Here is a 10,834-nt window from a genome sequence, read left to right as displayed (position 1 = left end):
CTGCGCGTAGCTGGTCTGCACCATCCACTCCGTCAGCCGCCCCGCCAGCCGGTCGGCCAGCCGCGCGCGCCAGGCGCTGGCGCGGTCCCAGCTGGGCGGCAGCAGCGGCGACAGCACCACCGGCACGCCCAGTTCGCGCGCCGTCTCGACGATGCGGTAATTGCCATTGCTGGACGAAAACACGTGCAGCACGTCGAAATCGGCCAGCCGCTCGTGGTTGGCGTCGACCAGCTGCACCTCCAGCGGCCGCTGCGCATGGTCTTGCAGGCGGTTCAGCGCAGCCAGGGTTTCGCGCACCTGGATCTGCAAGCCGCCGTCGCGCTGGAACAGCATCGGATAAGACAGGATACCCACACGCATGGCCGTCCTTTCGTTTCCCGTCACCGGCTGCGGCGGCGGGAGTCAGTGCGGTGATTTGACTGGCTGCCAACGGCGTGCCAGCTTGCGTTGCAATAACAGAAACTCGGCGGCGATCTCGTGTTTGACGAGGAAGATGCCGCCGATCCAGCACAGCAGAGTCGCCAGCCCCGTGCCCGCCAGCGCCAGCAGCGCCATGGCATACGGCAAGTCGGCGGGCAGCCACAGCAAGGTACTCAGGGGCGGCGCGGCGCTGACACCGCAGAGCAGCAGACTCTTGCGCAAGGTACGGGCCAGGATGCGCCAGTCCATACCGCTCAAGCGCCGCAGGCAGCCATACACGAGCCAGCTGCGCAGCACATTGCTCAGCACCACGGCCCACGCCACCGCCACCAGCCCCAGCGGCGCCGCCAGCAGCAGGGCCGCCACCTTGATGCCGCCGGCCCAGGCATCGAGCCGTACCTGGGCCCGCAACTGGCCCGTCGCCACGAACAGGTAGCGCGCCATACTGAACATGCTATACACGGCCGACGACAGACACATGATGCGGATCAAGGGCACACAGCCCAGCCATTGCGATCCGTACAACAGCTTGACCAAGGGCAAAGCCATGCACGCAAGGAAGAGAAAGAAGGGCCAGGCCAGCGCCGTCATGTAGCTGACCGTGCGTAAATACACGGGTACCGCCCCACCCTGCCCGCCCGGTTCCCCGTGCGGTCCCTGCTCGCGGTCGCGCGCCGCGAACAGGGGAAACACCACGGGCGAAATGGCGCTGGTGATGAGCTGATTGAAGATGTTCAGCACGCTTTGCGCCTTGCCGAACAGGGCCATGCTTTCGATGCCCAGCAGTTTGCCGATGATCAGGTCCGGCGCCGCCACAGCCGCCTCGTCGACAAGACCGCCGCCCGTCGCATACGCGCCAAACCCGGCGATGGCGCGCATGCCCCGCCAGCCGGGCAGCCATGGCAGCTCTTTCGGCCGCAGCAGCAGGCTGACCAGCAGCGAGGCGCAGGAACCGGCCAGCGCCGCCCACACCATGCTCATATAGCTGTAGCCCAGCAGCGCCAGGGTCACGGCCACCAGCAGGTTGACCACGCTATTGGCGCCGTTGATGGCATAGATGGCGCGAAAGCGCAATTGCCGGCGCAGCACGGGCAAGGTCAGCGCACTGAACGGTATCAGGAGAAAATTGAGCGACAGCAGACGCAGCACGAGCACCAGCCGCGGCTCGCCATAAAACGCGGCCAGCGGCGCACTGGCCAGCAGCACCAGCGCGGCCAGCAGCCAGGCGACCAGCAGGCTGGTGGCCAGCGCGGCCCGCAGTTTTGCCTGGTCAAGCTGCTTTTCCTGGATCAGATATTGGCCGACGCCAAAATCGCGCACCACCTGGGCCAGCGCCACCAGCACGGCGCCCAGCGAATACACGCCCACTTCGGCCGGCGTGAGCAGGCGCGACAGCACCATGGTGGCGCCTATGCCCAGCAGCAGCACCGTGTATTTCTCGGCAAACGAAAAGAAAAAGGAATGGCGGGTGGCGCTCATGCCGCGCGCCCGTGGCTACACCAGACCCGCATAGAACTGGCGCAGCTGGCGTTCCAGGCGCGGCAGCGAATAGCGCTGCACGGTTTCCGCGCGCGCCAGCTGTCCCATGCGGGCACGCCGTGGCGCGTCCAGCAGCAGCTGCGCCACGGCCGCGCAGGCCGCCTCTTCATCCTCGAGCGGCAGCAGCATCCCCCCTTCGCTGTCGTGCAGGATATCGTGGGTGCCGGGCACGTCCGTACCCACGGCCGGCACGCCGCAAGCCATCGCTTCGATGGTGGCGATGCCGAAACCCTCGTTTTTACTCAGCAGCAAATGCAGGTCGAAGGCTGGCATCAGCAATTCGACATGCTGCTGGAAACCGGCGAACAGCACGCGCTGCGCCAGTCCCAGCTGCTGCACCTGCAGGCGCAGCATGGCGTCCAGCGGGCCCGTGCCCACCAGCACCAGATACAGCGCGGGAAACTGCGGCGCCAGGCGGGCGAACAGGTCCAGCAGCGCCTGCGGCCGCTTCTGCGGCGACAGCCGCGCCACCGAACCGAGCACCAGCGCCCCGGGGGGCAGTCCCAGCTGCTGCCGGGCGGCGGCGCGCCGCTGCGGCGAGACGATGAAGGTCTGCGTATCGACGCCGTTCGGTATCACGGCCAGGCGCGTGCCCGGCGCCAGCATGTCGCGGTAGAGGTCGAGGAAATGCCGCATGGCCGAGGGCGACACGGCATACACGCCTTTGACGCAGCGGAACGCTTCCTGCAGCCGGGGCCGCTGCCATTCGCTGAATGCTTCCAGGGGAAACGCATTGTGCACGCTGACAACAGCCGGCAGGCCGCATTGCCGCGCCAGCCACAGGATGGAAGCGCCATACGCGGTCCAGCACAGCGCCACGTGGACGAGGTCGGGCCGCAGCCGCCGCAGCCGCCAGGCGCCCGTGATCCTCGCGTGCAGCAGGTTCCAGCGCCGCCATGGCCAGTGTTCGAGAAACAGCGGCGGTTCATACACTTGCACCTGCAGCCGCTGCGCGCGCAGGTCCTGCGCCCAGGCCGTAAAGCCGGGAAAGCGGCGCAGCGCCAGCACGCTGTCATAGCCATTGTTGCCAAGCAGGCTCGCTTCTTGCGCCATGCGCAGCTCCATGCCGCCCAGTTCGCCGGAATAACTGCTGATGACGATGCGCGGCAGCCGCTTGCGCCGGCCGCGCCAGGCTTCATGGAAGAAGCCCCGCAGCCAGGCCCGTTCCCACAGGCGCAGGAACAGCTCGCCCTGGTCGCGCCGCAGCCAGGCGCGCACGGCGCCGAAGGTATCGCGCAGATAGCGGCCCAGCATCCAGCGCGGCACGCCCAGCCATTCGACGCTGGGCGCCAGGGTGGCCAGCCGGCATTGTCCCCGCCCGAACAGCATGGCGCGGCGCAATATCCAGTCGCGCCGCACCTGCTGCGGGCGGATGATATGCGCAACTTTCGCCTGCGGACAGAACCACGAGGGATGGCCGGCCGCGTGCATCTCCAGGTTCAGCCGTGTTTCGCTGCCCATGGCGTAACTGGCGCCTTGCGGACCGATGCTCTCGTCATAGCGGGCGCCCGCCTCGAAGATGCGGCGGCGAATGGCCATGTTGGCGCCCCACACGAGGCCCGGATACACGGGCGCGTCGCGCAAATCGGCGCTGGTGATGCCCCAGGTCAGGCCGGCCGGGGTCAGTTGCAGCAACCAGTCCGCCGGCCGTTCGCGCCAGGCGGGCACGATGGCGCCGCCAAACAGGGCGTAGCCGGGGTGGCTGCGCGCGCACGCCTGCAGGCGGCACAGCCAGTCGGCGTCGGGCATGGCGTCATCGTCGCCAAAGACGAACAGCTCGCCGCCGTCGCCGCCCTGCCGCAAGGCGTATTCGACAGCGCCATTCAGGGCCGGGCTGCGGCCGCGCCGGGGCACGACGATGGAACGCAGGGGCAAGCGCGTACGGAAGGCGACCAGCACTTGCGCCGTGGCGTCGCTGCTGCCATTGTCGGCGATCACCAGGCGCCAGCCGCCGGGCGGCGCGCGCAAGCCCATGTAGGCGCGCAATACCTGGGGCAAGGTGCCGGCGCCATTGTAGGTCGCCATGAGAACGGTCAACAAGGTCAGGCCTCCTTGGACTTACCATGACATGCAGGGATGCAACAGGCTACCTGGCCAGTGTACTGAGCCTTGCCACACGCCCGTTGACCCGCATCAAGACCCGGCCGGACGCAGCAACAAGCCGTATGCCAGGCTGTGCTGCCTGCCCTGCCATGTGCTGCACCACCAGGAGCGCCCACCCGCCATGCGCGACATACTGATAACCATCATCATCCTGGGCTCGCTGCCCTTCATCCTGAAAACGCCGGCCATCGGCGGCCTGATGTGGATCTGGGTGAGCGTGATGAATCCCCACACGCAGGGCTGGGGTTTCGCCACCCACTTGCCGTTCGCCTTCATCATCGCCATCACCACCATGCTCAGCCTGCTTTTCACGCGCACGCCGAAAAGCCTGCCGCTCACGCCCATCAGCGTGCTGCTGCTGCTGTTTACGGCGTGGATGAATGTCACGGCGCCGTTCGCGCTGCTGCCCTCCACCTCGTGGGAGCAATGGAACAAGGTCATGAAGATCATGCTGATGAGCTTTGTGGTGATGATGGTGATACGCACGCGGCGCGACATCGTGCGCATGGTGTGGGTGCTGGTGGGCTCGATCGGCTATTACGGCGTGAAAGGCGGCATCTTTACCATCCGCAGCGGCGGCACGGAGCGGGTCTGGGGGCCGGAAGAAACCTTCATTGGTGACAATAATTCGCTGGCCCTGGCCCTCATCATCACCATTCCCCTCATGTACTATCTGCAGCAAAACACGGACCGGCGCTGGGTGCGCCTGGGCCTGGCGGGCGCGATGCTGCTGTCGGCCCTGGCCGCGCTGGGCTCGTATTCGCGCGGCGGCCTGCTGGCGATTGCCGCCATGGGCCTGTTCATGTGGCTGAAAAGCGGACGCAAGCTGATGCTGGGCGCGCTGCTGTGCGCCATCGCGCCCTTGCTGCTGACCTTCATGCCCGAACGCTGGAGCGAGCGCATGGATACCATCAACACCTACCAGGACGACGTTTCGGCGCTGGGCCGCCTGAATGCCTGGCGCATGGCCTACAACCTGGCGCGCGACCGCTTCCTCGGCGGCGGCTTCGACGTGTCCGATGCCAGCATCTTTGCCCGTTATGCGCCGAATCCCATGGATGTGCACGCCGCGCACAGCATCTATTTCCAGGCGCTGGGCGAGCATGGCTTCGTCGGCCTCATCATTTACCTGGCGCTGGGCGTCGCCACCTGGCATACGGCGGCCGTCATCATCCGCCGCACGCGGGGCCACGCCGACCTGCGCTGGGCGCATGGCCTGGCCACCATGAGCCAGGCCAGCGTGATCGGCTTTGCCGTGGGCGGCGCCTTCCTCAGCCTGCTGTATTTCGACATGCCGTATTATTTGATGGCGGCGCTGATCGCCACGCGCATCGTGGTGGAACAGCAATTGCAGGCGGCCCCGCCCGGCCTGCGCCCCCATGCGCGCGCGCGCGGCATCCACGCCGCGAAAGCCGCCAAGCCCGACGTGGCGGAGCTGCCATGAGCGCGCCGTCGCTGTCCATCCTCATCTACCACCGCGTGCTGGCCCGGCCCGACCCGCTGTTTCCCGGCGAAGTCGATGCGCGCCAGTTCCAGATGCAGCTGCGCCTGCTGCGGCGCTTCCATATGCCGCTGCCGCTGGACGAGGCCCTGCGGCGCCTGCAGGATGGCAGCCTGCCGCCGCGCGCCGCCTGCATCACCTTTGACGACGGCTATGCGGACAATGCCCAGGTCGCGCTGCCGCTGCTGCGGCGCCACGGCGTGCATGCCACTTTCTTTATCGCCAGCGGCTATCTGGACGGCGGCGCCATGTGGAACGACATGCTGATCGATGCGCTGCGCCGCGCTTCCGGCCCCACGCTGGACTTGCGCCAGTACGGCCTGGCTTGCCTGGAGATTGGCAGCCTGGCGCAGCGGCGCGCCGCCATCGATACCTTGCTGGGCCAGCTCAAATACCTGCCATTCGACCAGCGCCAGCGGCTGGCCGCGCAGGTCGCGCGCCAGGCGGGAGTGAGCGCCATGGCGCCGCCCATGCTGGACACGCCACAGCTGCGCCAGCTGCAACGGGCCGGCATGGCCATCGGCGCCCATACGGTGAACCACCCCATCCTGTCGACCTTGGCGGAACAGGCCGCGCACGCTGACATCGCCAACGGCAAGCAGCAGCTGGAAAGCCTGCTGCAAGCGCCGGTGAGCCTGTTCGCCTATCCGAATGGCAAGGCGGGCCGCGATTACGGCCCCCGTCACGTGGACATCGTCAAGCGCCTGGGCTTTACGGGCGCCGTGGCAACGGACTGGGGCGTGGCCCGCCCCGGCGAAGGCCTCGACCTGTTCCAGCTGCCCCGCTTTACGCCGTGGGATCGAGGACGGCTGGCGTTTCTATGGCGCTTGCGGCAAAACCGCCGTCAAGCGAACCCAGCGCTGCAGGATGGTGGCTGAGCCATTGCTCCAGCATCAGCAGCAGCCACACCATGGTGCCGTGATAGGCGGGATGCTCGGCCAGCAGCCGCCCCTGCAGATCGTCGATGAAGGCGGGCCGCACGATGCCGCGCCCGCGCAGCTGCGTCAGATTATCAAAGGCAAACTCGCGTAGCGGCGCATGGCTGTGCAGCCACAGGCCGAAGGGCAAGCCGAAGCCATGCTTTTTCTTGCGCACGATGGCCGGCGGCAAGATACCGGCCAGCGCCCGCTTGAAAAAAGGCCGCAGCTGGCGCCCATCGAGCTTGTCGCGCGGCGCCAGGCCGGCGGCAAACGCCACCATCTCGTCATGCAGGAAGGGAAAGGCCGCCTCCACGCCCGCCAGCTCGCAAGCCGTGCGCACCTTGACCAGGTCATTGTCGGCCAGGGTAAAGCGCATGTCGAGCGCCAGCAGCTGGTTGATCTGGCTCAGGCCTTCGCCCTGGCGCTGCCAGTACGCGCCGTTCAGGCAGCCGGGCGCGACGCCGGGATCGATGGTATCGATAAAGCCTTCTTCCAGTACCGTGCGGTGGCCATGGTGCAGCAGCAGATTGTAGCTTTCCAGGCGTGCCGGCAGCGGCATGCTGGCTTGCTCGATGTAGCGGCGCGCCTTGTCGGCCAGCCGCCACGGCTTGCCCGCCCGTTCGCGGAACAGCAGCGGCTCGATGATCACCTGGCGCAGCATGGCGGGCAGCCGTTCATAGCCGGACAGCATGGCCTGGTGCGCATAGCGCTCATTGCCGCCAAACAGCTCATCGCCGCCGTCGCCGCCCAGCATGCGGGTCACGCCATCGGCACGCGCCATCTGCGCGCAATAAAAGGCGGGAATGGCCGAGGCGTTGCCGAAAGGCTGGTCGAAGGCGGCCGCCATGGCGGGGATGGCGGCCAGCACGTCGGCGGCCGTCACATAGCGTTCATGGTGCACGCTGCCCGCATGGCTGGCCGCCAGGCGCGCATACGCCATTTCATCATAGCCGGGTGCATCGAAACCGATGGAATACGTGCGTGCGGGCCGGCCCGTCACTTGCCCGACGATGGCGGCGATGGTGGAACTGTCCGTGCCGCCGCTGAGAAAAGCGCCCGTGCGCTGCGCATCCTCGCCCAGGCTGCTTTCCACGGCCACGCGCAAGGTGTGCAGGAATTGCTGCTGCTTGGCGGCAAAGCTGTCGGGCGTGCGCGCGTAGGTATTTTCCTGGAATGCCAGCTGCCAGTAGCTGCCCTTGCACTGCCGGCCGGCCCGCACATGCAGGTATTCGCCGGGCAGCAGACGCTGCTGGCCCACGTAGGCCGTGGCCGGGCCCGGCACCATATGGAAGAACAGATAGTTATACAAGGCTTGCGGATCGAGCGCGCCGCGCACGGCCGGATGGGCCAGCAAGGCGTCGTGCGACGAGGCAAAGAACAGGCCGTGCGCATTATTGGTATAGCTGAGCGTGTGCATGCCGGCCCGGTCCACGGCCAGCAGGGCCGAGCCGGAAAAGTCGTCAAGCAGGGCCAGCGCGAACGGCCCAGACAGGCAAGCGCAGGCGGCCACGCCACGGCTCAGCCACAATGACGCCAGCCGGCGCGCCACCTCGTCCGTCGAACCGTCGAGCGCAGGCCGGCCCCAGATGGCCACGACCAGGCCATCCTGTTCATACAGCTGGCCGCTGGCAGCGGCCGCCGCCACGGCCACGGCGCCCGTCCAGTCCACATGTGAGCGCACAGGCGCGCCATCCAGGCGCGACAACGGCAAGGCCATCTGCGCCAGGCGCGCCTGCGCACTGCCCAGACTGGCCTTGCCGTGGGCGTCGCCGGGGAGCGCGGCGGAGGTGGCACCGGCTGCCGTTGTCTTTGGCGTGGCCGTGGCCGTGGCGTCTTGCGTTGTTGCCGCGGCTGCACGCGCCACAGCGCCCAGGCCAGCAATTTCAACCATATTGACCGCCCCGGCCTTGCCGCCCCTGGCGACGCTGCGCCGGTCAGTGCCAGCCGGATCGCCCCCGTCCATGCCGGCGCTGCCGGCATGGCCAGCGTCAACGGTGGAGCTTGCAGGCGATGCGCCCCAGCCCCGACCGACGACGCTGCCTGCGGCAAGGTGGTTCATCTTGCCAATGCTGGCGCCGCTGCCGGCATTGCCGACACCCATGCCGGCACTGCGGGCGGCGCCGGAAGGCTGCGTGTCTTCGCCGGTGCCGCCCGTAGCAACGCTACCGCCCATGCTGCCGAGGCCGCCGTGCTGGACGCTGCAGTCCGCCGCATGCGCGCCATGCCCGTCGCCACGCGCATGCGTCGCCGCATCGCCAGCCACGTCGCCAGCCGGATCGCCATCCACACGAGCAGGTTCAGTCCCGTCCGCCGTGCCTGCCGTGCACGCAGCGCGCGCGCCTGCGCCGCCCCTGGCCACCAGCCAGCCGCACAGGCCGCTCATACGAGCACCTCGGCCGGCAGCGGGTGGCCGAGAAAGGCCGTGGGACTGGCCGTCAAGCCATACGCACCGGACTGGAACACGACCACCAGGTCGCCTTCGTCCGCGCGCGCCATCTCCATCTGGTCGGCCAGCAAGTCCAGCGGCGTGCACAGCGGTCCGACGACGGACGCCACTTCGCGCGGCCCGCCCTGCAGCCGGTTGCCGACGGCGACCGGGTAATTCTTGCGGATCAGCTGGCCAAAGTTGCCCGAGGCGGCCAGATGGTGGTGCAGCCCGCCATCGGTGACGAGGAAGACCTGTCCGTGCGACACCTTGCGCTCAAGCACCTTGCACACATAGATACCCGCCTCGGCCACCAGATAGCGGCCCAGCTCCAGGTTCAGGCGTGCGCCCGGTGCCGCCAGCGCCAAGGTGTCGAGCTGCAGCTGCAAGCCTTCGGCCACGGGTCCCAGGTCCAGTGCCTGGTCGCCGGGAAAGTACGGCACGCCAAAGCCGCCGCCGATATTCAAGGTGCGCAGGGGACCGGGCGCGCTGTCGGCCAGCTGCAAGGCCAGCTGCACGCTGCGCGCCTGGGCTTCGGCCAGGGCCGTGGCCGACAGGTTTTGCGCGCCCGCAAACAAATGAAAGCCGTGAAAATCCAGGCCCAGCTCGCCTATGCGCGCCAGCAGGGCTGGCACTTGCGCCGCATCGACGCCAAACGGCTGCGCCCCGCCCCCCATGCGCATGCCGGCCCGGCGCAAGGCAAAGTCGGGATTCACGCGCACGGCCACCCTGGCCGCCACGCCCGAGCGTTCACTGGCCAGCGCCGCCTTTTCCAGCTGCGCCCGCGATTCCACGTTGATCAGCACGCCCGCCGCCACGGCACGCGCCAGTTCCCCCGCCGTCTTGCCCGGCCCCGCAAAACTGATGCGCGCCGCCGGCATGGGCGTGTCGAGCGCCGTCGCCAGTTCGCCGCCCGAGGCCACGTCGATGCCATCGACCAGTCCCGCCAGCCACTGCACCACGGCCGGCATGGGATTGGCCTTCATGGCGTAGTGCAGATGCACGCCAGCGGGCAAGGCGGCGCGCAATTCCGCCACGCGGCGCGTGATATGCGCGCGTTCGTACGCATAGAACGGCGTGCTGCCCACGCGCTGCGCCAGCCGCTGCAGGGACAGGCCGCCCAGTTCCAGCATGTCGCCAGTCACGCCAAACTGGCGCATGGCCGCATGCGAGGGCAAGTGTGGCGGCAAATGTGGCAGCGGCAACCCATGTGCGCCAGCGGATGCCTGTTCAGGCACCAGTTCAGCTACCAAGCCAGGCGCCAGCCTTGTTTCCAGCTTCACTGCCAGCCCTGGCGCCAATCCAGCTTCCAGCCCGGCTGCCGAGTCCGCTGCCGAGTCCGCTGCCATCCTGTCCGTCACTCCTGGCGCTGATTCAGGCGCCAGGGCCAGCGCTGGCGACAACGCGGCTGGCGACAACTCGGCCGAAGGCAACTCGGCCGACGACATACGCGCCACGCCGATGGGCAACGCAGCCGCCTGCCCCGCGATTTTTTCAGCAAGCAAGGCTGTGATGACGTCCACTGCTGCTGCAGGAGCAATACCCGCCGTCAAAGCTGCTCCTGATACTGATACTGATCCTGATGCCGTTGCTGACGCCGTTGCCGCTGCTTCCACGCCAGGTGCCACGACAGGTGCCAGCGCAGGCACCGTGCCGGGAGCCACGTCAGGAATTTCCCCCTGCCGCCGCCCCGCCCCACGCCTGCCCGCACCGCTCACGGCCGCGCTCATGGTTGCTCTCCTTCTGTTTGGACGGCGCCAGCTTGCGCAAGTTCCCGCGCCAGCAGCACGCGGTCGATCTTGCCGTTCGGATTGCGCGGCAGCGCGTCGAAGCGGATATCGATCCACACGGGCAGCATGTAGGCGGGCAGGCGCGCGCGGCAGGCGGCCAGCAGCGCCTCGCGCCGCAGTTCCACGCCGGGCGCGG

6 protein-coding genes and 2 pseudogenes are annotated in these 10,834 nt (G+C 68.1%); 2 read left to right on the top strand and 6 right to left on the bottom strand.

Going from position 1 to position 10,834, the window contains the following annotated elements; all coding sequences use genetic code 11:
* The 3 genes and pseudogenes from JaAD80_RS28215 to JaAD80_RS28205 all read right to left on the bottom strand — a co-directional run.
* Positions 1-360: pseudogene (locus JaAD80_RS28215) on the bottom strand (glycosyltransferase); the annotation flags it as partial.
* Positions 361-402: 42 nt separating this feature from the next.
* Positions 403-1,899 carry an oligosaccharide flippase family protein gene (locus JaAD80_RS28210; protein ID WP_102299460.1) on the bottom strand — a complete coding sequence of 499 codons (1,497 nt, stop codon included), beginning with the start codon at positions 1,897-1,899 and terminating at the stop codon, positions 403-405.
* A gap of 15 nt (positions 1,900-1,914) precedes the next feature.
* Entirely contained in the window at positions 1,915-3,999 is a 2,085-nt protein-coding gene (locus tag JaAD80_RS28205; RefSeq protein WP_258003232.1) for a glycosyltransferase, read from the bottom strand.
* A 184-nt stretch (positions 4,000-4,183) separates the two neighbouring features.
* Between JaAD80_RS28205 and JaAD80_RS28200 the strand changes: the two genes are divergently transcribed.
* Together JaAD80_RS28200 and JaAD80_RS28195 are read left to right on the top strand one after the other, a co-directional pair.
* Entirely contained in the window at positions 4,184-5,506 is a 1,323-nt protein-coding gene (locus JaAD80_RS28200; protein WP_102299457.1) for a putative O-glycosylation ligase, exosortase A system-associated, read from the top strand.
* A complete protein-coding gene (locus JaAD80_RS28195; RefSeq protein ID WP_102299455.1) occupies positions 5,503-6,441 on the top strand; it encodes a polysaccharide deacetylase family protein in 939 nt (312 codons plus the stop codon). The genes JaAD80_RS28200 and JaAD80_RS28195 overlap by 4 nt, the downstream gene beginning before the upstream one ends.
* On the opposite strand, the gene JaAD80_RS28190 is transcribed toward JaAD80_RS28195, so the two are convergent.
* From JaAD80_RS28190 to JaAD80_RS28180, 3 genes and pseudogenes are all read right to left on the bottom strand, one after another.
* Entirely contained in the window at positions 6,350-8,866 is a 2,517-nt protein-coding gene (locus JaAD80_RS28190) for an asparagine synthetase B (RefSeq protein WP_258003231.1), read from the bottom strand. The two genes, JaAD80_RS28195 and JaAD80_RS28190, sit on opposite strands and share 92 nt — an antisense overlap.
* The gene (locus tag JaAD80_RS28185; protein WP_102299462.1) at positions 8,863-10,068 is read right to left on the bottom strand and encodes a pyridoxal-dependent decarboxylase, exosortase A system-associated; all 1,206 of its coding nucleotides are present in this window, start codon (positions 10,066-10,068) and stop codon (positions 8,863-8,865) included. The genes JaAD80_RS28190 and JaAD80_RS28185 overlap by 4 nt, the downstream gene beginning before the upstream one ends.
* A gap of 566 nt (positions 10,069-10,634) precedes the next feature.
* Positions 10,635-10,834 (bottom strand): annotated as a pseudogene (locus JaAD80_RS28180) (acyl-CoA ligase (AMP-forming), exosortase A system-associated); the annotation flags it as partial.

The sequence above is a fragment of the Janthinobacterium sp. AD80 genome, from assembly GCF_002878455.1.
In the GTDB taxonomy this organism is placed as follows: Bacteria; Pseudomonadota; Gammaproteobacteria; order Burkholderiales; family Burkholderiaceae_D; genus Janthinobacterium.
Note: the sequence above shows the minus strand (reverse complement) of the source record. Positions and strands in the feature narration are given on the sequence as shown.

Excerpts from the sequence above, each read along its gene's own strand:
- JaAD80_RS28195 (WP_102299455.1), top strand. The coding sequence starts at position 5,503 with ATGAGCGCGCCGTCGCTGTCCATCCTCATCTACCACCGCGTGCTGGCC.
- JaAD80_RS28200 (WP_102299457.1), top strand. The coding sequence starts at position 4,184 with ATGCGCGACATACTGATAACCATCATCATCCTGGGCTCGCTGCCCTTC.
- JaAD80_RS28210 (WP_102299460.1), bottom strand. The coding sequence starts at position 1,899 with ATGAGCGCCACCCGCCATTCCTTTTTCTTTTCGTTTGCCGAGAAATAC.
- JaAD80_RS28190 (WP_258003231.1), bottom strand. The coding sequence starts at position 8,866 with ATGAGCGGCCTGTGCGGCTGGCTGGTGGCCAGGGGCGGCGCAGGCGCG.
- JaAD80_RS28185 (WP_102299462.1), bottom strand. The coding sequence starts at position 10,068 with ATGCGCCAGTTTGGCGTGACTGGCGACATGCTGGAACTGGGCGGCCTG.